The organism is Mycolicibacterium neoaurum ATCC 25795 (assembly GCF_000691525.1).
GTDB classification, from domain to species: Bacteria; Actinomycetota; Actinomycetes; order Mycobacteriales; family Mycobacteriaceae; genus Mycobacterium; species Mycobacterium neoaurum.
In genome coordinates this window covers 31,990-54,443 of sequence record NZ_JMDW01000009.1, presented here as the reverse complement: position 1 = coordinate 54,443, position 22,454 = coordinate 31,990, and the positions used below count along the sequence as shown (strand labels likewise).

At 67.8% G+C, this 22,454-nt stretch carries 21 protein-coding genes; 2 read left to right on the top strand and 19 right to left on the bottom strand.

Annotated features, from left to right (window positions below):
* Positions 1–89: 89 nt before the first annotated feature.
* The 6 genes from cobA to mqo are packed head-to-tail and all read right to left on the bottom strand — an operon-like array spanning position 90 to position 7,089.
* The gene (gene cobA / locus IC40_RS0112150) at positions 90–1,316 is read right to left on the bottom strand and encodes a uroporphyrinogen-III C-methyltransferase (protein ID WP_030134982.1); all 1,227 of its coding nucleotides are present in this window, start codon (positions 1,314–1,316) and stop codon (positions 90–92) included.
* 19 nt (positions 1,317–1,335) lie between these two features.
* A complete protein-coding gene (locus tag IC40_RS0112145; RefSeq protein WP_030134981.1) occupies positions 1,336–2,694 on the bottom strand; it encodes a cobyrinic acid a,c-diamide synthase CobB in 1,359 nt (452 codons plus the stop codon).
* The gene (gene cobO / locus IC40_RS0112140) at positions 2,688–3,302 is read right to left on the bottom strand and encodes a cob(I)yrinic acid a,c-diamide adenosyltransferase (protein ID WP_030134980.1); all 615 of its coding nucleotides are present in this window, start codon (positions 3,300–3,302) and stop codon (positions 2,688–2,690) included. Before cobO ends, IC40_RS0112145 begins: the two co-directional genes overlap by 7 nt.
* Before the next feature lie 19 nt (positions 3,303–3,321).
* Positions 3,322–5,175: a magnesium chelatase subunit D family protein gene (locus IC40_RS0112135; protein ID WP_030134979.1), complete on the bottom strand. Its 1,854-nt coding sequence runs from the start codon at positions 5,173–5,175 to the stop codon at positions 3,322–3,324.
* A complete protein-coding gene (locus tag IC40_RS0112130; protein ID WP_030134978.1) occupies positions 5,172–5,636 on the bottom strand; it encodes a GNAT family N-acetyltransferase in 465 nt (154 codons plus the stop codon). The genes IC40_RS0112135 and IC40_RS0112130 overlap by 4 nt, the downstream gene beginning before the upstream one ends.
* 13 nt (positions 5,637–5,649) lie before the next feature.
* Complete coding sequence (mqo, locus tag IC40_RS0112125) at positions 5,650–7,089, bottom strand: malate dehydrogenase (quinone) (RefSeq protein WP_234411569.1); 1,440 nt, start codon at positions 7,087–7,089, stop codon at positions 5,650–5,652.
* Between the two features lie 144 nt (positions 7,090–7,233).
* On the opposite strand from mqo, the gene IC40_RS0112120 reads away from it, so the two are divergent.
* Together IC40_RS0112120 and mtr are read left to right on the top strand one after the other, a co-directional pair.
* Complete coding sequence (locus IC40_RS0112120; protein WP_036461695.1) at positions 7,234–8,226, top strand: alpha/beta hydrolase; 993 nt, start codon at positions 7,234–7,236, stop codon at positions 8,224–8,226.
* Between the two features lie 9 nt (positions 8,227–8,235).
* Positions 8,236–9,627, top strand: coding sequence for a mycothione reductase (mtr, locus tag IC40_RS0112115; RefSeq protein ID WP_030134975.1), 1,392 nt, complete (start codon positions 8,236–8,238; stop codon positions 9,625–9,627).
* A 5-nt stretch (positions 9,628–9,632) separates the two neighbouring features.
* Here the strand turns inward: mtr and nicT are convergent, their stop codons facing one another.
* The 13 genes from nicT to IC40_RS0112050 form a co-directional block, all read right to left on the bottom strand.
* On the bottom strand, positions 9,633–10,721 hold the full coding sequence (gene nicT / locus IC40_RS0112110; RefSeq protein ID WP_030134974.1) for a Nickel transporter NicT: 1,089 nt from the start codon (positions 10,719–10,721) through the stop codon (positions 9,633–9,635).
* Between the two features lie 72 nt (positions 10,722–10,793).
* Positions 10,794–11,114, bottom strand: a complete 321-nt coding sequence (locus tag IC40_RS0112105) for an ArsR/SmtB family transcription factor (protein WP_030134973.1) — start codon at positions 11,112–11,114, stop codon at positions 10,794–10,796.
* A gap of 42 nt (positions 11,115–11,156) precedes the next feature.
* On the bottom strand, positions 11,157–11,885 hold the full coding sequence (locus IC40_RS0112100; RefSeq protein ID WP_030134972.1) for a FadR/GntR family transcriptional regulator: 729 nt from the start codon (positions 11,883–11,885) through the stop codon (positions 11,157–11,159).
* A gap of 12 nt (positions 11,886–11,897) precedes the next feature.
* On the bottom strand, positions 11,898–12,671 hold the full coding sequence (locus IC40_RS0112095; RefSeq protein ID WP_030134971.1) for a 3-oxoacyl-ACP reductase: 774 nt from the start codon (positions 12,669–12,671) through the stop codon (positions 11,898–11,900).
* An 11-nt stretch (positions 12,672–12,682) separates the two neighbouring features.
* A complete protein-coding gene (locus IC40_RS0112090; protein ID WP_030134970.1) occupies positions 12,683–14,050 on the bottom strand; it encodes an aldehyde dehydrogenase family protein in 1,368 nt (455 codons plus the stop codon).
* A complete protein-coding gene (locus IC40_RS0112085; RefSeq protein WP_042509558.1) occupies positions 14,047–14,847 on the bottom strand; it encodes a gamma-glutamyl-gamma-aminobutyrate hydrolase family protein in 801 nt (266 codons plus the stop codon). The genes IC40_RS0112090 and IC40_RS0112085 overlap by 4 nt, the downstream gene beginning before the upstream one ends.
* The gene (locus tag IC40_RS0112080) at positions 14,834–16,195 is read right to left on the bottom strand and encodes a glutamine synthetase family protein (protein WP_030134968.1); all 1,362 of its coding nucleotides are present in this window, start codon (positions 16,193–16,195) and stop codon (positions 14,834–14,836) included. Before IC40_RS0112080 ends, IC40_RS0112085 begins: the two co-directional genes overlap by 14 nt.
* Before the next feature lie 113 nt (positions 16,196–16,308).
* Positions 16,309–16,872 carry an alpha/beta hydrolase gene (locus tag IC40_RS0112075; protein WP_030134967.1) on the bottom strand — a complete coding sequence of 188 codons (564 nt, stop codon included), beginning with the start codon at positions 16,870–16,872 and terminating at the stop codon, positions 16,309–16,311.
* A 52-nt stretch (positions 16,873–16,924) separates the two neighbouring features.
* On the bottom strand, positions 16,925–17,593 hold the full coding sequence (locus IC40_RS0112070) for a hypothetical protein (RefSeq protein WP_191293390.1): 669 nt from the start codon (positions 17,591–17,593) through the stop codon (positions 16,925–16,927).
* Positions 17,594–17,602: 9 nt separating this feature from the next.
* The gene (locus tag IC40_RS0112065; RefSeq protein WP_030134965.1) at positions 17,603–19,084 is read right to left on the bottom strand and encodes a cobyric acid synthase; all 1,482 of its coding nucleotides are present in this window, start codon (positions 19,082–19,084) and stop codon (positions 17,603–17,605) included.
* Positions 19,081–19,938 carry a type I methionyl aminopeptidase gene (gene map / locus IC40_RS0112060; RefSeq protein WP_030134964.1) on the bottom strand — a complete coding sequence of 286 codons (858 nt, stop codon included), beginning with the start codon at positions 19,936–19,938 and terminating at the stop codon, positions 19,081–19,083. The genes IC40_RS0112065 and map overlap by 4 nt, the downstream gene beginning before the upstream one ends.
* Positions 19,939–19,948: 10 nt before the next feature.
* Positions 19,949–20,548, bottom strand: coding sequence for a DUF1707 SHOCT-like domain-containing protein (locus IC40_RS0112055; protein ID WP_036461701.1), 600 nt, complete (start codon positions 20,546–20,548; stop codon positions 19,949–19,951).
* Positions 20,549–20,557: 9 nt separating this feature from the next.
* Positions 20,558–22,402, bottom strand: coding sequence for a penicillin-binding transpeptidase domain-containing protein (locus IC40_RS0112050; protein ID WP_030134962.1), 1,845 nt, complete (start codon positions 22,400–22,402; stop codon positions 20,558–20,560).
* Between the last annotated feature and the right edge of the window lie 52 nt (positions 22,403–22,454).

Here is a 22,454-nt window from a genome sequence, read left to right as displayed (position 1 = left end):
CTGCCGCCTGCACCGTCTCGGCTGGATTTCCGGCCAGCGTCGTTGAGAGCAGTCATACCGGGTTACCTTACAGTAATCTTAAGAATCCTTTAACTGCCGAACGCCGCCACAGCCCCGATGACGATGATCGCAGGCGGTCGAATCCCCTCCGAACGTACCTTTTCGGCAACGTCGGTCAGGGTGGCCCGCACCGTCCGTTGCGCAGCCGTCGTTCCGTGTTGGACCACCATCACCGGTGTATCCGCAGGTCTGCCGCCCGCGAGCAGCGCCTGAGCGAAGAGTTCGATCCGCTCGACGGCCATCAGCAGCACCATGGTTCCTGACATCGCGGCCAGCGCATCCCAATTCACTAACGATTCGGGGTGCCCCGGCGCAACATGGCCGCTGACCACGACGAACTCGTGGGTGATATGCCGATGCGTCACCGGCACACCGGCCAGGGCCGGCACACCGATGGCGCTGGTGACACCGGGTACCACGGTCACCGGCACACCTGCTTCGGCGCACGCGATCACCTCCTCGTAGCCACGCGCGAAGACGAACGGGTCGCCGCCCTTGAGCCGCACGACGAACTTGCCCGCCTTCGCACGGTCGATCAGCACATCGTTGATGGCCTCCTGGGCCATCGCACGCCCGTACGGGATCTTGGCGGCGTCGATCACCTCGACATGGGGCGGCAGTTCGGCCAGCAGCTCGGGCGGAGCGAGGCGGTCGGCGACGACGACATCGGCATTGGCCAGCAGTCGCCGGCCGCGCACCGTGATCAACTCCGGGTCCCCCGGCCCGCCACCGACGAGGGCAACCCCCTCGTGCACGGTCACACCCTCGGCGCCGGTGTTGCGCTCCCGGTCACTGATGAGTCCCTGTTGCAGCGCCTCGTGGATGGCCGAGCGGATGGCCGCCGACCGGCGGTGCTCACCGCTGGCCAGCACTCCGACCGACAACCCCTCGTATTCGAAGGAGGCGGGCGTGACCGCCGTGCCCTCCCGGGCGACGTCGGCGCGCACGCAGAAGATCCGCCGCCGATCCGCGCCGGCGACGATCGCGGCGTTGACTTCCGGATCGTCGGTGGCGGCCAGGGCGTACCAGGCGCCGTCGAGGTCTTCGTCACGGAACGCCCGAAGGGTCACGGTGACGGTCGCCGACGAGTCGCCGAAGGCTTCCACCGCCGGGGTGGCCGCCAGGGTGATGACGTGGACTTCCGCGCCGGCAGCGACCAGAAGCGGGAGCCGGCGCTGCGCCACGGTGCCGCCGCCGACCACGACGACTTTGCGGCCCTCCAGACGCAGACCGACAAGGTAGGCGTTGTCTGTCACTGGGCTCCTCGGGTGCGCGTCACCCGCCGAGCTTAAAGGTTGCCGCCGCTGTGACGAAGCGCGAGCACGCCTGCGGGTGCCCGGCCGGATGCGTGTGCAGGTACCCCGCATGTACCCCGGCATGCACCGCGCCGTCCCGGCCGCCGGTCCCCGCGAACCCCCACGCGGGCTCGTAGTCTGTGGCGAAAGTCACTGCGGTCCGGTGGAACTCATGCCCACTGACCCGCTCGCCCGCGATGTGCATGGACGAATCGGCCACCGCGACGGCATCCCGGTAGCCCAGAGTGAGCCGCTCGGTGAACGATGCCGAACCGGCGAGTACGCCACACATCGGCGCGCCGTCCAGATCGTCCATCAGATACGTCAGGCCGGCGCACTCGGCATGCACGGGGCCGCCCGCGGCCGCCAGCGTCCGAATCTCGGTGCGCACGGCCGCATTGGCCGACAACTCGGTGGTGAACTGTTCGGGAAACCCGCCGGGGATGACCACACCCGCGGTGCCCGCGGGCAGCAGATCGGTGAGCGGGTCGAAGTCGACGACATCTGCCCCGGCGGCGGTCAGCAGTTCGCGATGTTCGGCATAGCCGAAGCTGAACGCACGTCCGGCGGCCAGAGCGATGGTGACCGACTCCCCGGCCCGGTGTTCGGGCTCCGGGCTCCAGGCGGGAGCCTGCACGTGGGCGGTGGCCGCCCCGGCCAGCGCGGCCACGTCGACGTGCTGGGCGACCAGATCGGTCATCGCCGCGACCGCACGCTGAGCCAGCGCACCGAATTCGACGGCCGTCACCAATCCGAGATGGCGGGAGGGCACCTCAAGCTCGGCCGACCGGGGGATCGCCCCGAACACGGGCACCCCGGCCTGTTCACAGCCCTGGCGCAACACCTGTTCATGGCGCGCCGACCCGACCCGGTTCAGGATCACCCCGGCCAGCCGGATCGAGCTGTCGAATGTCGAGAAACCGTGCAGCAGTGCACCGATGCTGTGGGCCTGTCCGCGGGCATCGACCACCAGGACCACCGGCGCGCCGAGTAGCGCGGCCACGTGCGCGGTGGACCCCTGGGCCGGGCCGGTGTGGTGCGCACTGATGCGCCCGTCGAACAACCCCATCACGCCTTCGACGACGGCGATGTCGGCGGTCGCGACACCGTGCCGGTAGAGCGGTCCGATCAGGTTCTCGCCCACCAGGACGGGATCCAGGTTGCGCCCCGGCACACCGGCGGCGAGCGCGTGGTAGCCGGGGTCGATGAAGTCGGGGCCGACCTTGAACGGCGCCACCCGTCGTCCGGCGCGCCGCAGTGCACCCATCAGACCCGTTGCGATCGTGGTCTTTCCGCTGCCCGACGACGGCGCGGCGATGACGATCGCGGGAGCTACCACTCGATGCCCCGCTGCCCCTTGCGGCCCGCATCCATCGGATGCTTCACCTTGGTCATCTCGGTGACCAGGTCGGCGGCATCGATCAGGGCCTGCGGCGCATCGCGACCGGTGATCACCACGTGCTGGCGGCCCGGTCGGTCGGCCAGCGTCGCAATCACCTCGTCGACATCGATCCAGCCCCATTTGAGCGGATAGGTGAACTCGTCGAGCACGTAGAAGTCGTGCTGTCCGACGGCGATTCGGCGGCTGATCTCGGCCCAGCCGTCGCGCGCGGTCTCGGCGTGATCCACCTCGGATCCCTGCTTACGCGTCCAGGACCAGCCCGAACCCATCTTGTGCCATTGCACGGGCCCGCCGGCGCCGTGCTCCTCGTGCAGCCGGCCGAGCTCCCGAAAGACGCTCTCCTCGCCCACTTTCCACTTCGCGCTCTTGACGAACTGAAAAACACCGATATCGAAACCCTGATTCCACGCCCGCAAGGCCATCCCGAACGCCGCGGTCGACTTCCCCTTGCCCGGCCCGGTGTGCACCGCCAGCAGCGGCGCATTGCGCCGGGCCTTGGTGGTCAGCCCGTCGTCCGGCACGGTCAGCGGTTGTCCCTGTGGCATCGGGTCTCCTCGGTTGTTCTCAGGCCGCAGTCTTGACCAGCGAGGTCAGTTCCCCGGCCTGCAGGTGCGCGAGCCGGACCGCCGGGGCGTCCAGCTGGCGCGCCAGCTCTTCGGCCAAACCCAGCCGCACGAACGATGTCTCGCAGTCCACCACGACCGCGGCGGCCCCTTCGGCCAGCAGCATCCGCGCCGCCGTCCTGGTTCGGCCCAGCGGGTCCGGTCCCCCGGTCGCTCGTCCGTCGGTGAGCACCACCACCAGTGGTCGGCGCGCACGGTCGCGTGCCTTCTCTCGCACCACCACGTCACGCGCGGCCAGCAGGCCTTGCGCCAGTGGCGTTTTGCCGCCGGTGTCGAACCGGGCCAACCGCCGGCCGGCGATGTACACCGATGATGTCGGCGGCAGCAGCACATCGGCCTGCCGGCCGCGGAAGGTGATCACCGCGACCTTGTCACGCCGCTGATAGGCGTCCCGCAACAACGACAGGGCGGCCCCACCGACCGCCGACATCCGGTCGCGCGCCGCCATCGAACCGGAGGCGTCCACGACGAAGATCACCAGATTGCCTTCGCGGCCCTCGCGGAGGGCGCGCCGCACATCCTCGGGTTGCACCTGCGGCCGCCCGGGTCGGCGCTGATTGTTGACCGCCGCCAGCAGGGTCGCAAAGACATGAGTGCCGTGGCCCTCGCCCACGACCTCGGTCGACCCGACGGTGCTGCCGGTGCGGTTGCGGGCCTTGGACCGTCGGCCCGGCGCTCCTTCGCCGACCCCGGGCACCACCAGGGCGCGGGTACGGAATGTCGACGTCGGCGGTGCGCTGGACCGGGTCGGTGGTGGAGTGGCCTGCTGCTGATCGCCGCGCTCCGACGAATCGGCCGGTGCGGCGGAACCTTCGGTGGGCGCATCCGATCCCCCGCCGCCACCGGGCGGCTCGGGCTCGGGTTCGGGCTCATCGGGTGCCTCTGCGGTCTGTGACAACGCATCGTCGAGCCGGTCGGGATCCAGGCCGGGATCGTCGAACGGGTCACGGCGCCGGCGGTGCGGCAGCGCCAGCTCCGCGGCCACCCGGATGTCTTCTTCCTCCACGACCGTGCTGCCGCGCCATGCGGCATGCGCCACCGCGGTGCGCGCCAGTACCAGATCGGCCCGCATCCCGTCCACGTCGAACGCCGCACACAGCGCCGCGATACGCCGTAACTCGTTGTCTCCCAGCGCGACATCGGCGAGCGCGGCACGAGCGGTGGCGATGCGGCGGGCCAACTCGACATCGGCCGCGGCGTAACCGGCGGCGAAACCTTCCGGGTCGGCCTCATAGGCCAACCTCGACCGGATCACCTCGACGCGGATATCGACATCGCGGGAGGCCGCCACGTCGACGGTGAGGCCGAACCGATCCAGCAGCTGCGGCCGCAACTCGCCCTCTTCGGGGTTCATGGTGCCGATCAGGACGAACCGGGCGTCATGGGAGTGCGACACACCATCGCGTTCGATGTGCACCCGGCCCATCGCGGCAGCGTCCAGCAGGACGTCGACCAGATGGTCGTGCAACAGGTTGACCTCGTCGACGTAGAGCACACCGCCGTGGGCGCGCGCCAGCAGTCCCGGCGAGAAAGCGTGCTCACCTTCGCGGAGCACCTTCTGCAGATCGAGCGACCCGACGACGCGGTCCTCGGTGGCTCCGATCGGCAGTTCGACCAACCGCGCATCCTCGTCCACGTGGGCGAGGACGGCCGCCAGCGCGCGCACGGCGGTCGACTTGGCGGTGCCCTTCTCGCCGCGGATCAGCACCCCTCCGATATCGGGGCGCACCGCGCACAGCACCAGGGCCAGCCGCAATCGGTCGTGGCCGATCAACGCGCTGAACGGATATGTCACGCGGCACCCCCCGATGCCGGACGCACCATCGCGATGTGCGGAATGCCGTCCTCGATGAATTCCTCGCCCTCACGGACGAACCCGTGTGCGGCGTACATGTCCTGCAGATAGGTCTGCGCGTCGATCCGGCACGGATAGGTGCCCACCTCGGCGAGCGCGGCCTGCATCAGCCGTGAGGTGTGCCCGCGGCCACGGTCGCTGCGCTTGGTGCACACCCGGCCGATGCGGAAGACCTTCTCCCCGCCCGGATGTTCCTCCATCAGTCGCAGCGTCGAAATCACCTGTCCGTCTTCACCTTCCAGCCAGAAGTGCCGGGTCTCGGCGAGCAGGTCGCGGCCGTCGAGTTCCGGGTAGGGACAGGCCTGTTCGACGACGAACACCTCGACACGCAACTTGAGCAGTTCGTAGAGGGTGGCGGCGTCGAGATCCTTGGCCCAATTTCGGCGCAGCGCGACGGTCATGGTGAGCTCACCGTCATACGGGCGCTGGTGCATCGAGTTTGAGCACCTTGGTGCCGTGATCCCAGATCTCGCGGAACAGTGCCGGCTCGCCGGAGAGCTTGGTTCCCAGCGAGGGCACCATCTCCTTGAGCTTGGGCAACCAGGTCGGGTAGCGGTCTGCGAAGCAGCGTTCCATCACCTCGAGCATGGCCGGTACCGCGGTCGAGGCACCGGGGGACGCACCGAGCAGACCGGCGATGCTGCCGTCGGCGGCGGTGAGCACGGTGGTGCCGAATTCCAGCACCCCTCCGGCACCCTTGCGCCGGATCACCTGCACACGCTGCCCTGCGATGTCCAGGTCCCAGTCCGAATCGACTGCGCTGGGTGCGAATTCGCGCAGCGCGTCGACTCGGTCTGCCTCGCTGAGCAACAGCTGGCCGATCAGGTACTTCAGCAGGCTCATCTCGGTGAGTCCGACACCCACCATCGAGGCCAGGTTGTTGGGCTTGACCGAGAGCGGCAGATCGGTGACCTTGCCCTGCTTGAGGAACTTGGGCGACCACCCGGCGAACGGCCCGAACAGCAGATAGGACTTGCCGTTGATCACCCGGGTGTCCAGGTGGGGCACCGACATCGGCGGCGCACCCAGCGGCGGCGCGCCGTAGACCTTGGCCTGATGTCCGGCCGTGAGCTCGGGATTGGCCGACCGCAACCACTGACCGCCGACGGGGAATCCGCCGAATCCCTTTGCCTCGGGGATGCCCGCCTTCTGCAGCAGTGGAAGCGCCCCGCCGCCCGCGCCGACGAACACGAACTTCGCCTTGATCTTGTGCTTGGCCCGGGTGCGCCGATTGACGACCTTGACCGTCCAGCTGCCGTCGGAATCCTTGGACAGGTCGCGCACATCATGCCCGAACAGCGTCGTCATACCCTGACTCGCGGTGTAGCCGATCAACTGGCGCGACAGCGAGCCGAAGTCCACATCGGTACCGGACTGGGTCCAGTTCAGCGCGACCGGCTTGGCGAACGTCCGCTTGGCGGCCATGAAAGGCAGCCGGCGGGCGAACTCATCGGCGTCATCGATGTACTCCATGCCCGAGAACAGCGGGTTGGACACCAACGCCTCGTACCGGGCGCGCAGATAGGCGACATTGTCGGCGCCCTCGACGAAGCTGACGTGTGGGATCGGGTTCAAGAAGTTGCGCACGTCGGGCAGCACGCCGTTCTCCACGGCGTAGGTCCAGAATTGACGCGAGACCTGGAACTGCTCATTGACGTTGACGGCCTTCGCGATGTCGATGGTGCCGTCGGAGTTCTGCGGCGTGTAGTTCAGCTCACAGAGCGCCGAATGCCCGGTGCCCGCGTTGTTCCACGGGTCGCTGCTCTCGGCGGCCGCACCGTCGAGGCGCTCGACCAAGGTGATCGACCAGTTCGGTTCGAGCAGGCGCAGCAGAGCACTCAGGGTGGCGCTCATGATGCCGGCACCGACGAGTACCACGTCCGTCTTCACGGTCTTCGAGTCAGACACGACCACAAGGTTATCGTCGTCGGGCTCGGTGGCATCGCTCGCCCCGGCCACGCCGACCGTTCGGACGTACGGGTCACTAGAGTGGCAGACGTGACCGGCTGGGAGCCCGACGTCTTGCCAGGCTATTGGCAGCACCAGTTGCCTCTCGGTGCCGACCCCGATGGTGAGGGCGAGCTGGTGGCGACGCTGGTATCGCGCGACCGTCCGCAGCCGCGGGCCGCACGCGCGGTCCTGGTGGTGCACGGTTACACCGACTACTTCTTCCACACCGAACTGGCCGACCACCTGGCCGGGCGCGGATTCGCCTGTTACGCCCTGGACCTACCCAAGTGCGGGCGGTCGCGGCGGGCCGGCCAAACCCCGCATTTCACCTCGGACCTGGCCCATTACGATTCGGCGCTGCAGGCGGCACTGACTGCCGTCGATGCCGAGCAGGTGCTGATGTACGGACATTCGGCCGGTGGACTGATCCTTTCGCTGTGGCTGGATCGGCTGCACCGGCGCGGCGCCACCGGCCCGATCACCGGGCTGGTGCTCAACAGCCCCTTCCTCGACCTGCACGGCCCGGCGGTCCTGCGCACCCCACCCACTTCCGCGGCACTGATGGCGCTGGCGCGCGTCCGCAAGCTGACGGTGGTCCGCAAGCCCGGCGTGGGTGGCTACGGCACCACCCTGCACCGCGACTTCGCCGGCGAGTTCGACTACAACCTGGACTGGAAGCCCGTCGGCGGATTCCCGATCACCTTCGGCTGGATCAACGCAATCCGCCGGGGGCAGAGACGGTTACACCGGGGCCTCGATATCGGGGTGCCCAGCCTCATCCTGCGTTCGGACCACAGCGTCGCCGAGGTCTCCGACCCGGACCTGATCCAGCGCGGCGACGCGGTGCTCGACGTCGACCAGATCGCGCGCTGGGCAGGCTGTGTCGGCAATCGGCTCACGGTCGTGCCCATCACCGACGCCAAGCACGACGTATTCCTCTCGCTGCCCGAACCGCGGGCCGCGGCCTACCGCGAACTCGATACGTGGCTGGACTGGTATCTGACGAGCGGGACCACATCGACCGCGCCCCATGCCGGATAGGACTCTCATATGCAGCATTACGACCTGACGATCATCGGCACCGGTTCGGGTAACAGCATCCCCGACCCGAACGTCGACCCCCGCTACGCCGACATGCGCATCGCCATCTGTGAGCAGGGCGTCTTCGGCGGCACCTGCCTGAACGTCGGCTGCATTCCGACCAAGATGTTCGTCTACGCCGCGGAGGTCGCCCACACCGTGCGCCACAGCGCGCAGTACGGCGTGGATGCTCATATCGACAAGATCCGCTGGCCCGATATCGTCGCACGGGTCTTCGGCCGGATCGACCCCATCGCCAGCGGCGGCGAGGCCTACAAGCGCAGCCTGCCCAATATCGACGTCTACGGCAGTCACACCCGATTCAGCGGCGTATCCGATGGGCGTTACACGCTGCGCACCGAGGACGGCGCGCAGTTCAGCTCTGATCAGGTGGTGATCGCCGCCGGCGCACGGGCGGTCATCCCGCCGGCGATCACCGAGTGCGGGGTCCGGTACTACACCAGCGACAACATCATGCGCATCGACGAACTGCCCGAGCAGCTCGTGATCGTCGGTGGCGGTTTCGTCGCCGCGGAGTTCGCGCACGTGTTCTCCGCACTCGGCGTGCGGATCACCATCGTGGTGCGCGGACCTGGTCTGCTGACCCATTGCGACGAGACGCTGTGCCACCGTTTCACCGATCTGGCCGCCCAGAAATGGGATCTGCGGACGCACGTCAACGTCGTGGGCTCGCGCCCGCAGGACGGCGACGGTGTCGTCCTCGAACTCGACGACGGCACCGAGTTGGCCGCCGACATGCTGCTGGTGGCCACCGGTCGTCGGCCCAACGGCGATCAGCTCGATGCCGAACTGGCGGGCGTCGACGTCTCCGATGGCATGATCGTCGTCGACGAGTTCCAGCGCACCAGCGCGCGCGGGGTGTGGGCCCTGGGCGACGTGTCCTCGAATTATCAGCTCAAGCACGTGGCCAACCATGAGATGCGGGTGGTGCGGCACAACCTGCTGCGGGACTGGGACGACACCGCAGCGATGATCGCCAGCGACCACCGGTATGTGCCCTCGGCGGTGTTCACCGATCCCCAACTGGCCACCGTCGGACTCACCGAGGCCCAGGCCCGCGACGCCGGTCACGATGTCATCGTCAAGGTGCAGAGCTACGGCGACACCGCCTACGGCTGGGCCATGGAGGACACCACCGGGATCGCCAAGCTCATCGGCGACCGGGCGACCGGCAAGCTACTCGGCGCGCACATCATGGGGTATCAGGCATCGTCGATCATCCAGCCGTTGATCCAGGCGATCAGCTTTGGCCAGACCGCCAAAGAGGTTGCCACCGGGCAGTATTGGATTCATCCCGCGCTGCCCGAGGTCATCGAGAACGCGCTGCTGGGTCTGGTCTAGCGAGATCAGACGCTGCCGCTCCAGCGCTGCTCGACGCGCCCGAACCGCCAGTACGCCAAGGCGATCAGCCAGGTACCGACGAACATTCCGACGATCATGAAGCCGACGAATTCGAGATCGGCCGAACCGATCGCGGCCAGCACACCGGTCTCCAGGCCGAAGCGATCGGTGACCAATCCGGCCAACACGATGACGCCCACGGCGAGTGCGACGAACACCGAAAGCACCGTCACGGTCAGGTTGTAGTACACCTTGCGGACCGGATGCAGGAACGCCCACCCGTATGCGCGGGACATGAAGATTCCGTCGAGCGCGTCGAACAGGCTCATCCCGGCCGCGAACAAGACCGGCAGCACCATGATCGCGTACCACGGCAGCGTGAAGGCCGCGGTCCCCGCCGCCAACACCAGCAGCGCGACCTGGGTGGCAGTGTCGAATCCCAGACCCATCAGCAGACCGACCGGATACAGGTGCCAGGGCTTGCTGACCCGCCTCATCACCCTGCCCAGAAGCCGTGCCAGGAAGCCACGATTGTTCAGTTGACGCTCGAGCTCGGCCTCGTCGAAGTCACCGGAGCGCATATCGCGCAACACCTTGGCGATACCCACCACCGCGAACAGGTTCGTCACCCCGATCAGGATGAGGAATGTCCCCGCGACCACCGAACCGATGAGTCCGAGGGTCTGCAGCATCGACGAGCTCTCATCCTGCACGGGGCCGGCCAGCGCCCGCACCCCGAGCGCGAGCAGCAGCGCCAATCCGAAGACGACGCTGGAATGTCCGAGCGAGAACCAGAAGCCCGTCGACATCGATCGCCTGCCCTCACCGACCAACTTGCGGGTGGTGTTGTCGATGACGGCGATATGGTCGGCGTCGAACGCGTGCCGGACGCCGAGCAGGTAGGCGGTGACCCCGAGACCGACGCCGAAGACCCCGGCCGATCCGAGCGTGATGTGTTGGGGCGCAACCCCCAGCACAAGCACTCCCCAGCCGAAAGCGTGCAACGAGACCACGACGACGGCCATTGCGGCGATCGTCATCCAGTCGGTTCGGTCGAAGGTGAGCGTGCTCGACCGAGGCGCGGGGGTGTTCATCGACCGAGCCTAAGCCGACACTCCAACATCTGTCCAAGCGAAAAGATGTCCGGTCCGCTCCCCGCGCTCGCCTCAGCTGTGACCGGCGCCGATCCAATGCAGCAGATCGTGCACGATCTCGTCGTCGAGCCGGTAGCTCACCGTTCGGCCGGTGCGAGTGCTCTCCACCCAGCCCTGCCCGCGTAGCACTCGAAGCGCTTGTGAGACGGCATTTTCCGACCGGTTCAGGGCTGCGGCAAGATCGCCGACACAGATGCCCGGCACACGGTGCAGGCTGAGCAGGATCTCCAGCCGGTGTGCGTCGGACAACAGATCGAAGCGACGGGCCCATTCACCGGTGTCGACATCGGTCAGCGCCGATGACGCCTTTCCTACCGCCGACGCGTCCTCCATGACTGGCAATCTAGTCGCCGACCGCGGTGTTCGTCGCGGTGCTCAGTCCAGGAAGCCGTGCAGCAGCGCCGCCGAGCCGGCAAGGTGCGCGCACATGGCGTCGGCGGCGGCGCCGGCGTCCCCGGCCAGGATGGCCTCGACGATGGCATCGTGCTGTTCGTCCGAGTGCGAGATGTTGCGGCCCAGCAGCGGGATCTGGTCGAGCAATGCATTGATCCGCATCCGGTTCTCGGCTACCAGCGGCACCAAGGAGACCGAACCGGCGGCCTCGGCGATGGCCAGGTGCAAACGTGAGTCCAGCCTTCGGTAGTCCTCGGCGGCGGCACCGCGGACATCCGCGCAGCGCGAGCGCAATTCGGCGGCCTCGGCCTCGGTCAGGGTGCGAGTGGCCGCCGTCCGCGCCGCCCCCACCTCCAGGATCTCGCGCAGCCGCAGCACATCATCGAGGACATCGCGGGTGACCGTGTCACCGTCGCCGGCCTGCGCATGCTCGGGCAGCGCGTCGGCCAGGAAGGTGCCGCCGTAACGGCCGCGTTTGGAGACCAGATAGCCGGTATCTGCCAGCGATTTGATGGCCTCGCGCACGGTGTCGCGGCTGACACCGAGCCGGGCGGCGAGCTCCCGTTCCGGTGGCAACGAGTCACCGGGGGCCAACACCCCGAGCCGAATCATCTGCAGCAGCCTGCCCACGGTGTCCTCGAACGCGTTGCCGAGCCGGACCGGACGCAACAAGGCATCACTGGCAGGCTGCGGATCCGGTCCCACCGACAACGGAAGCCTCCCTTACAGCGGTGTCACGTAGGCCGAGCTGATGCCGCCGTCGACGAGGAACGACGAGCCGGTGATGAACGACGCGTCATCGCTGGCCAGGAAGGCCACGGCGGCGGCGAGCTCCTCGGGCTCAGCGAACCGGCCGACCGGCACGTGCACCAGCCTGCGCGCCGCCCGCTCGGGATCCTTGGCGAACAATTCCTTGAGCAGCGGGGTGTTCACCGGCCCCGGGCACAACGCGTTGACCCGAATACCCTGGCGCGCGAACTGAACACCGAGCTCACGCGACATCGCCAGCACGCCGCCCTTGGAGGCGGTGTAGGAGATCTGGGAGGTCGCCGAACCCATCACCGCGACGAACGACGCGGTGTTGATGATCGACCCGCGCTGCGCGGGAACCATGTGCCGCAGTGCGGCTTTCGAGCAGAGGAAGACCGATTTGAGGTTTATGTCCTGCACCCGCTGCCAAGCATCCAGGCTGGTGTTCTCGATCAGGTCATCCTCGGGCGGGCTGATTCCGGCGTTGTTGAAGGCGATGTCCACCCCGCCGTGTACCTCGAAGGCGGTGTCGAAAAGGTTGTCCACCGCGATCGGGTCGGAGACATCGACCTGGACGAATGTCACATTGAGATCGTTGGCGACCGACTGACCGGTGGCCGGGTCCACATCACCGATGACCACGATGGCGCCCTCGGCCTGCATGCGCTTCGCGGCGGCCAGACCTATCCCGCTGGCGCCGCCGGTGATGACGGCGACCTTGTCCTTGAGTCGCTGGGTCAGATCCACTTGCCTCTCCTCTACTGGGCTTCGCCGACGGCGATGAACACGTTCTTGGTCTCGGTGAAGGACAGCGGCGCATCCGGGCCGAGCTCGCGGCCGAGACCGGATTGCTTGAATCCACCGAAGGGGGTGGTGTAGCGGACCGACGAATGCGAGTTGACGCTCAGGTTGCCCGCCTCGACGGCACGCGACACCCGCAACGCCCGCGACAGGTTGTCGGTCCAGATCGAACCGGACAACCCGTATTCGGTGTCGTTGGCCAGCGCGATGGCGTCGGCCTCGTCGTCGAAGGGCAGCACCGTGACGACGGGTCCGAAGATCTCCTCGGTGACGGTGCGGTCGGTGCGCTGCGGGGTCAGGACAGTCGGCGGGAACCAGAAGCCGGGGCCCTGCGGTGCAGATCCGCGGAACGCGATCGGCGCGTCGTCGGGCACGTAGCTACGCACCGACTCCCAATGCTTGCGCGATACCAGCGGCCCCATCTCGGTCGCCGGTGATGACGGGTCACCCACCCTGACCCCGGCAACGGCGGGCTCAAGGAGTTCCATGAATCGCTCGTAGACATTGCGCTGCACCAGGATCCGGCTGCGCGCGCAACAGTCCTGTCCGGCGTTGTCGAAAACGCCGTAGGGTGCTGTCGCCGCCGCTCGCTCGAGATCGCAATCGTCGAAGATGATGTTGGCGCTCTTGCCACCCAGTTCCAGGGTCACCCGCTTGACGTGCGCGGCGGCCCCTGCCATCACCCGGGTGCCGACCGCAGTGGAGCCGGTGAAGACGACCTTGCGAACGTTCTCGTGGGTGACGAACCGCTCCCCCACCACCGGGCCCGCCCCGGGCAGCACCTGGAACAGGTCGGGGTCCAGGCCGGCGGTGACGGCCAGCTCGGCCAGCCGCAACGTGGTCAGCGGGGTCCACTCGGCGGGTTTGACCAAGACGGCATTGCCTGCGGCCAGCGCGGGAGCGAATCCCCAGGACGCGATGGTCATCGGGAAGTTCCACGGGGTGATGATGCCCACCACTCCGAGTGGTTCGTTGAACGTCACGTCGATGCCGCCGGCGACCGGGATCTGCTTGCCGGACAGGCGTTCCGGGCTCGCCGCATAGAAGGTCAGCACATCCCGGACATGGGCGGCCTCCCATTCGGCCTGGCCGATCGGGTGCCCGGAGTTGGCCACCTCGAGGGCGGCGAGTTCGCCGATGTGGGTGTCCACGGCCGCGGCGAAGGCACGCAGTGCGGCAGCCCGCTCCGCGGGTGCGAGCCGGGCCCACTTCCGTTGCGCGACGACGGCACGGGCCACCGCATCGTCGACGGCGGCGACGTCGAGCAGTTCGACCTGGCGCAGCACCTCCTCGGTCGCCGGGTTGATGACGTCACAGCTGGTCATGAAACGCTTTCTGTCGATGGATGTCTGGTGTGCGCGTGCTCCCGGGCGGCGGCGACGACGGCGGCGAACAGGCGCAGATCGTCCAGACGCTCCTCGGGATGCCATTGCACGGCGATGGCGAACTGATCCGGGTGGGCGCCGGGGTCGAGTTCCACGGCTTCGATGGTGCGGTCGGCACCGTCGAGCGCGCTGACGATCAGCCCGCGCCCGAGCCGGTCGATGCCCTGGTGGTGATAGCACTGGGCGTCGGTGCTCTCACCGATCAATGCGGCAAGCCGGGTTCCGGGCACCGTCACCACCGCCGAGGTGGTGAACACCGCATTGCCGAGTTGGTGGCGGCTGTGCCCGAGCACATCGGGCAGATGCTGGTGCAGCGTGCCCCCGAGCACGACGTTGAGAACCTGTGCACCGCGGCAGATCCCGAGCACCGGAAGCCGACGCGCCAACGCCCGCTCGACGAGGGCGAATTCCCAGGCATCGCGGTCACCGGCAGGCTCGTCGGTCAGCGGGTGCCTGCCCTGGCCGTACGTCGCGGGATCGACATCGCGACCTCCGGTGATGACCAATCCGTCGAGACCGTCGAGCACCCGGTCGGCGACGTCGGGCCGCTGGGGCGGCAGCAGTACCGCGGTGCCGCCGGCCAGGTTCACCCCCTGCAGATAGATGGCGGGCAGGAAGCTGGCCTGCACGTCCCAGACACCGGTCTGGGCCTGCTGCAGATACGTCGTCAGGCCCAGGATCGGCGGGCTGGAGCGGAGCGACCCGGGGTGTGTTTCGGGATTCTCAGAGCCGCTCAAAACCCCGTACCCTCTCCCAGTCGGTGACCGCGGCGTTGAAGGCCTTCAGCTCGACCCGAGCGTTGTTCAGGTAGTGCTCGACAACCTCGTCCCCGAACGCGTCGCGCGCGACCTGCGATGCCTCGAAGAGATCGGCGGCCTCGGCCAGAGTGGTCGGCAGGCGGTCGGCACCGCTGGTATAGGCATTGCCCGCCAACGCATCCGGGAGTTCCAGCTCGTTGTCGATACCGTAGAGCCCACCGGCGATCAGCGCCGATACGGCCAGGTACTGGTTGACATCGCCACCGGGTGCCCGGTTCTCCATCCGCATGCCCTGGCCGTGCCCGACGACGCGCAGCGCGCAGGTCCGGTTGTCCAGCCCCCAGGCCACCGCGGTCGGGGCGAAACTGCCGTCGGCGAATCTCTTGTAGGAGTTGATGTTCGGCGCATACCACAGGCTCATCTCGCGCAGCGTGGCGAGCTGGCCGGCCACGAAGCTGCGAAACATCGCCGACATCCCGAGCGGATCATTGTCATCGGCGAAGACGGCCGCTCCGTCGTTGTCCCCACCGGCACCCCGAAGAGATATGTGGATATGGCAGCTGTTGCCTTCGCGTTCGTCGAACTTGGCCATGAAGGTCAACGACTTGCCGTGCTGGTCGGCGATTTCCTTGGCACCGTTCTTGTAGATGGTGTGGTTGTCGCAGGTGACCAGCGCTTCGTCGTACCGGAAGGCGATCTCCTGCTGGCCGAGATTGCACTCCCCCTTGACGCCCTCGCAGTACATTCCGGCGCCGTCCATGCCGAGTCGGATATCGCGCAGTAGCGGTTCCATCCGGGTCGAGGCCAACATCGCGTAGTCGATGTTGTAGTCGCTGGCCGGGGTCAGCCCGCGGTAGCCGGCCTTCCACGCATCGCGGAAGGTGTCGTCGAAAACCATGAACTCCAGCTCGGTGCCCACATACGCGCTCAGCCCGCGGTCGGCCAGCCGTTTGAGCTGCGCGGCCAGGATGCTGCGCGGCGCCGGGGCGACCGGCGTGCCGTCGGTGAACGACAGATCGGCCATCAGCAGCGCCGAGCCGGGCAACCACGGCAGCAGGCGCAGCGTGTCGAAGTCGGGGGTCATCACCATATCGCCGTAGCCGGTTTCCCAGCTGGACATTGCGTAACCCTCGACGGTGTTCATGTCCACGTCGACGGCCAGCAGGTAGTTACAGCATTCGGCGCCGTGGGCGGCAACTTCCTCGACGAACAGCCGTGCCGATACCCGTTTACCGGTCAGCCTGCCCTGCATGTCGGGGAAGGCGACGATGACCGTGTCGATCTCTCCGGCGGCGACGAGACGCTCCAATTCGGCTTGCGTCAGCATGCTGGCTCCGTCCTGTCGGCTCGGCGCGGATCGGCATCGACCCAGCCGTCACCTCTAAAGGTAGGCCATCAGACCAATGGAAAGCGAGAGGACCCGCCAGGTCGGGGGCAAAGTCACCAGGTGCTGGTGCGCATCACGATCTCGGCAGCCAATTGCGCGGTCGACTCGCCGGCGTTGCGCCGGCCCAGCAATTCGACGAGACGGAACTCGCCGTAGACATAGCGCTGGCTGGCCTTGGCGATATCGGCAGCCACGGCGGTGCTGACCAATACGGTCGTGGCGACCTCGACCGGCTTGCAGTTCTCGTTGCGGATCACACCGGCCTCATCGGTGACCCGCGGGTGACCACGGTCGATCACCACCAGGCCGGTGAACCGGTCCAGTCGGGTCGCGGCGAGCTCCCAGGCTATCTCTGCGCCGGCCCGGTCGCCGACCAGTGTGCTCCACCGGATGTCGAGGCTGTCCATGATGGCGATGACCGTCGCCGCATCCAGGCGCGGATGTGCGGCGATCACCACGGTGCGCAGCGATGCGGTGTGCAGTCGCTGGCACACACCGTCATAGGCGGCGGGCGCGAGTTGTGCCGAGCCGAGCAGCACCACCACCCCGGCGCTCTCCGGACCTGCGACGGCCACCGCGAATCCAGTTCCGTCGACGGTCACGGTCGTGGTGGGCATCTCGGTCACGCTAGGTCATCCCGCTGTCCGGCGGGGCTGTTTTCACCGGTCTTCACGGCTGTTCCAAGCGTTCGGCCTGCTTGCCCATCGCCTCCAGAAAGGTCTGTGGCAGCGTCGCTTTGACCGGGATCCGGGGATCCGGGGTGGGAAAGGCGACGCCGAACACCGCCATCGAACCCACGTTCTCGAACGAGAAGAAGACGCTGCTGCGAGCCCCGCCCAGCTCCATGGTCTGCTGATAGACCAGCGCGCCGTCGCGGTCGGTGTCCAGTGCGGTCGTTGTCATCGGGATCGAGGGCGATCCCGGCCCGAAATAGGTGACGAAGCGTTCACAACGTTCGGCGATCGCCTGCAGCGTCTCGGTATCCAGGGACCAGCTCAACACGGTGATCAGCATCCGCGCCCCGTTGTAGCCGACGACGTATTTCGCGGCGCTGCCCGCTCCGCGCTCGGCCGTGGCGCCGATCGACTTGCTGAATCCCTCGCTGCACCCCGGCGGGTCCGAGAGCATGGGCGGCGGTCCGCCGGCTCCGTCGGGTACCCCTTCCTCCTCGATGATGCGGTCGTACTGCACACCGTCGGGGAAATCGGCCGCCGTCAGCACCACCTTCTCCAGGCGCGCACCGGGCCACGTCGGCGTGCCCGAAACGGCGCTCGTGCAGCCCGTCAGCGTCGCCAGCACGGCGACCAATACGGACAACCACCGGAGTGCGCACATCATGGGCCCAGGCTACCGAGCGTGGTGGGTGATCACGGGTCGCTGCGGGGCGCCGGCGAGCAGCGCCAGCATCGCCTCGATGTCGACATGCGCCTGCAACGCGTCGGCCATCGCGTCGAGCTGGGCATCGCGACGGGCGGGCACGCTGACGTCGGTCGCCACCACGAAGCCGGTACGCCCGGCAGCCTCGGCGACCTCGGCCAGCCAAGCCCGGCGCAGTTCGTCGTTGTCGAGCAGTCCGTGCCAGTGGGTGCCGTACACCTGGCCTCGCCGGATGCCGACACCCAGCCAGTCGGCCTCCGCGCCGCCGACCACCTGACCGTGGTGAATCTCATAGCCCGTCAGCGGAGACTCCCAGTGCCGCAACGTCTTCTGCTGCGCGAACACGATATCGGCGGCCAGCAGGCCCAGTCCGTCGACGGTGCCGGCCTTCGACTCGACCGGATCGTCGATAGATCGGCACAGCATCTGGAAGCCACCGCACACACCGAGCACCGGACCACCGGCCGCCGCGTGGGCGGTCACCGCGTCGGCCAGCCCACGGGCCCGCAACCAGTCCAGATCGGACACCGTGGCCTTGCTGCCCGGCAGCACCACCACGTCGACGTCGGCGAGCTCGGTGGGTTCGGTGATCCAGTGCACCTCCACACCGGGTTCGCAGGCCAGCGCCTCGACGTCGGTGGAATTGGAGATGCGCGGCAGCCGGATCGCACCGACGCGCAGCCCATCACGGCCCAGGGCAGGTACCGGTGCACCCAACGTGCGGCCGGCCTGTACCGACAACGAGTCCTCGGTGTCCATCCACAGCTCGTCCAGATACGGGACCACCCCGTAGGTGGGGCGGCCGGTCAGCCCGCGCAGCTGGTCCAGCCCGGGCGCCAGCAGCCCCGGATCGCCGCGGAACTTGTTGACAAGGAAGCCGCTGACCAGTCGCTGGTCCTCCGGTGACAGCACGGCGACGGTGCCGAACAGATGGGCCAGCAGGCCACCGCGGTCGATATCACCGACCACGACCACCGGCAGGTCGGCGGCGCGCGCCAGCCCCATGTTCGACAGGTCGGTGGCGCGCAGGTTGATCTCGGCAGGCGAGCCGGCACCCTCGCAGATCACGACATCGAATTCGGATCGCAGGGAACGTAATTCGTCGTTGACGATCTCGGCGAGCTGGGTGCGCCTGGTGAAATAGTCGCCGGCGGCCATGGTGCCGGCGACCTGGCCGCGCACCACCAGCTGCGAGGTGCGATCGCTGCCGGGTTTGAGCAACACGGGATTGAATCGCACGCTGGGTGCCAGCCCACAGGCGCGGGCCTGGACCGCCTGCGCCCGACCGATCTCACCGCCCTCGACCGTCACCGCCGAGTTGTTGCTCATGTTCTGCGCCTTGAACGGCGCGACGCTGATGCCCCTGCGCGCCAACAATTTACAGAGACCGGCCACCACCATCGACTTACCCGCATCTGAGGTGGTGCCGGCGATCAGCAGTGCGCCCCTCAAGGCAGGGTCAGAATCTCGGCACCGTCCTCGGTGACGACGAGCGTGTGCTCGAACTGGGCCGTCCACTTCAGGTCCCGGGTGGCCACCGTCCACCCGTCATCCCAGATCTCGTAGTCCAGCGATCCGAGGTTGATCATCGGTTCGATGGTGAACGTCATCCCGGGCTCGAGCACCGTATCGACGGCCGGCTGGTCGTAGTGCAGCACGACCAATCCGTTGTGGAACGTCTCACCGATACCGTGGCCGGTGAAATCGCGAACGACGTTGTAGCCGAACCGGTTGGCGTACGCCTCGATGACCCGTCCGACGATCGAGAGCTGGCGGCCGGGTTTGACCGCCTTGATCGCCCTCATGGTCGCCTCGTGGGTGCGCTCCACGAGCAGCCGGTGTTCCTCGGAGACATCGCCGGCCAGAAAGGTTGCGTTCGTATCGCCGTGCACGCCGCCGATATAGGCGGTGACGTCGATGTTGACGATGTCACCGTCGGCGATCACCGTGGAATCCGGGATGCCGTGACAGATGACCTCGTTGAGCGAGGTGCAGCACGATTTGGGAAAGCCCTTGTAGCCGAGCGTCGACGGGTAGGCGCCGTGGTCGATCATGTATTCGTGGGCCACCCGGTCGAGGTGGTCGGTGGTGACACCGGGTGCGACGGCCTTGCCCGCCTCGAGCAGCGCGCCCGCGGCGATGCGCCCGGCGACACGCATCTTCTCGATGACCTCCGGGGTCTGGACCCAGGGCTCGCTGCCCTCGACTGCTGTGGGCTTCCAGGCGTACTCCGGCCGCTCGATCGATTTGGGCACCGGCAGGGTCGGTGACAGCTCTCCGGAGCGCAATGGGGCACGAACAGGCATGACTGTCAGCCTACCGAGATCGGGGACCGCGCCGTACCGGTGTCCGCAGGCTCGGCTTCCAGTTCCGCCGCGGCCCGCGGATGTCCACCGACCCGCAGACCACCTTGCCGGTCAGGATGATGTGCGGGGTGCCTTCGGCGGGCGCGTCCACGCGATGATCGCGGGCGCTGCCGACCACCACCTCGACATCGTCGATCGAGGCGCTGGCACCGGCGGGCAGGCGCAGGTCCAACGAACCGAACTTGAGGTCCAGTTCGACCACCACCATCGGTCCGGCGAACCGGGCTCGGGTGAGGTCCAGATCCACCGAGCCCATCCGCCGGGTGAGCGCCAGCCGGGTCGGAACCACCCACTCCCCCTGGCGTTTCAGCGAACCCATCACCCCGCGCAGTTCGACCCGGTCGGCGGCGGAGGTGACGATCGCACCGGGGCCGGGCAGGTCGTCGACGAGGGCGGTCAGATCCGAATGCAGCCGGGCCGAGGCCACCAGCGCGGAGCGCTCCTCGAACTCCTGGATATCGATGAGCCCGAGCGCGACGGCGTTGTGCAGTCTGCGCAGAGTGCCGTTGCGGTCCGCATCGGAGACCCGCAGCGTCAGATCGTCGGTCACCGGTCCAGGCTAGGCCAAGTAGTCCGGGGGCAGCCCGTTGAGCATGTCGCGGCACATCCGTACCGCGTACTCCGAGCTGCCGCCGCCGACGATGAGGGCGGCGAACGCCATGTCTCCGCGATACCCGGTGAACCAGGCGTGTGAGCCGCCGTCGAACTCGGCCTCACCGGTCTTGCCCCGTACATCGCCGAGTCCGTTGAGGTCCTTGGCGGTGCCATTGGTCACCACCAGCCGCATCATCGGCCGCAGTCCGTCGACGATCTCCGGGTTCAGCGGCTCGCCCGCCTGCCCGTGGATCTCGGTCTGACGTCCCTCGATCAGATGCGGCACCGGGGTCTTGCCCGCGGCGACCGTCGCTGCGACGAGGGCCATGCCGAAGGGGCTGGCCAGCACCTTGCCCTGGCCGAAACCGTCCTCGGTCCGTTCGGCCAGATCCACCGTGGGCGGCACCGATCCGGTGACCGTCGGCACACCGTCGACGATGAAATCGGGACCCAGTCCGTAACGGGCCGCTGCGGTGGTCAGTCCGCGCGGTGGCATCACGCTGGCCAATTCGGCGAAGGTGGTGTTGCAGGAATTGGCGAAGGCCCGCGACAGCGGCACGGTGCCGAGATCGAAGGCGTTGTAGTTGGTCACGGTGCGATGCCCGATGTCCAGGGTGCCCGGGCAGCCGAGCAGGGTGTTGGGGGTGGCCATATCGCGTTCGAGAGCCGCGGCCGCGGTGACGATCTTGAACGTCGACCCCGGCGGGTAGAGACCCATCGTCGCGGTGGGGCCGTCGACGTCGGCGGCGGCGTTCTGCGCCACGGCCAGGATCTCACCGGTCGACGGCTTGATCGCCACGATCATCGCCTTCTTGCCGACCATGTCGACGGCATCCTGCGCCGCGTTCTGCACCGAGCGGTCCAAACTGATCGTCACCGACGGCGCCGGGGTGCCGGGCTCCTCGCTGAGCACGGCGACATCGACACCGTTCTGGTTCACGCTGACCACCCGCCAACCCGGCTCGCCGGCCAGGTCGCCGCTGACCGCCTTCTTGACCTCCTGCACGATCGCCGGGGCGAACTTCTCGTCGGTCGGCAGCATCTCCGGTTGCGGCGTGGCCACCACGCCTGGTCGGGAGCCGATCGCGGCGAACACCCGGTCGTGGTCGGTCTTGCGCAGGGTGATCAGGCTCAGCGGGGTGGCCTTCGAGCTGGCCTCCTCCGCCAGCCGCTGGGCGTCGAGGGTGGCGTCGAACGGTCGCAGCGCATCGACGATGGCGCGGGCCGTCGGCATCAGCTCGGCGCCGGCGGCACGTGCGTCGAGGGCGTAGTGGTACAGGTAGCCGGGCACCAACACGTCGCTGCCGGAGCGTTCGTTGACCGAGGCCCGCCGCGGCGGATCGGCGCGCAGCGCCAGGGTCTGATTGGCGCCGAGACCCGGATGCAGGCCGGTGGTGGTCCACCGGACCTCCCACTGCCCTTCGTTGCGCACCATGTTGAGTTCACCGTCATAGGTCCAGGTGCGTTCCTTGGGCAGGTGCCAGGTGTAGCGGTATTTCACGGTGCCGGTGTCGAGTTCGTACTTCGATCCGGTGATCTGGGTGTCCAGCCGGTTGGCCTGCAGACCTGCCCATGCCTCGTTGAGCGCCTCCTTGGCTTCCTCGGGCTTGTCGGCAAGAGCCGCCGCGGCCGCGGTGTCACCGGTGGACAGCGCCGCGAAAAACCTCGCGGCCGCGGGTTCGGGCCCGTCGGGTTTCGGCGTGCAGGCGCTCAGCGAGATGCCCAGGGCAGCGACCGCCAGCACGGCGACCGCGGTGCGCAGCCGCGCACGCCGTGATGCGGATGTGGTCACCGATGCCTGTGTTGTCATTGAGACAGATGTTAAAAGCGTGACGCGCGCCGACGGCGGAGGCGCACCGACA

Bases quoted from the DNA above. Each gene is read 5' to 3' on its own strand.
- cobO (WP_030134980.1), bottom strand. From the start codon at position 3,302: ATGCCACAGGGACAACCGCTGACCGTGCCGGACGACGGGCTGACCACC.
- map (WP_030134964.1), bottom strand. From the start codon at position 19,938: ATGCCTGTTCGTGCCCCATTGCGCTCCGGAGAGCTGTCACCGACCCTG.
- mqo (WP_234411569.1), bottom strand. From the start codon at position 7,089: ATGAGCGCCACCCTGAGTGCTCTGCTGCGCCTGCTCGAACCGAACTGG.
- nicT (WP_030134974.1), bottom strand. From the start codon at position 10,721: ATGAACACCCCCGCGCCTCGGTCGAGCACGCTCACCTTCGACCGAACC.
- mtr (WP_030134975.1), top strand. From the start codon at position 8,236: ATGCAGCATTACGACCTGACGATCATCGGCACCGGTTCGGGTAACAGC.
- IC40_RS0112105 (WP_030134973.1), bottom strand. From the start codon at position 11,114: ATGGAGGACGCGTCGGCGGTAGGAAAGGCGTCATCGGCGCTGACCGAT.
- IC40_RS0112080 (WP_030134968.1), bottom strand. From the start codon at position 16,195: ATGCTGACGCAAGCCGAATTGGAGCGTCTCGTCGCCGCCGGAGAGATC.
- IC40_RS0112090 (WP_030134970.1), bottom strand. From the start codon at position 14,050: ATGACCAGCTGTGACGTCATCAACCCGGCGACCGAGGAGGTGCTGCGC.
- IC40_RS0112070 (WP_191293390.1), bottom strand. From the start codon at position 17,593: ATGATGTGCGCACTCCGGTGGTTGTCCGTATTGGTCGCCGTGCTGGCG.
- IC40_RS0112050 (WP_030134962.1), bottom strand. From the start codon at position 22,402: ATGACAACACAGGCATCGGTGACCACATCCGCATCACGGCGTGCGCGG.
- IC40_RS0112130 (WP_030134978.1), bottom strand. From the start codon at position 5,636: ATGACCGTCGCGCTGCGCCGAAATTGGGCCAAGGATCTCGACGCCGCC.
- IC40_RS0112075 (WP_030134967.1), bottom strand. From the start codon at position 16,872: ATGCCCACCACGACCGTGACCGTCGACGGAACTGGATTCGCGGTGGCC.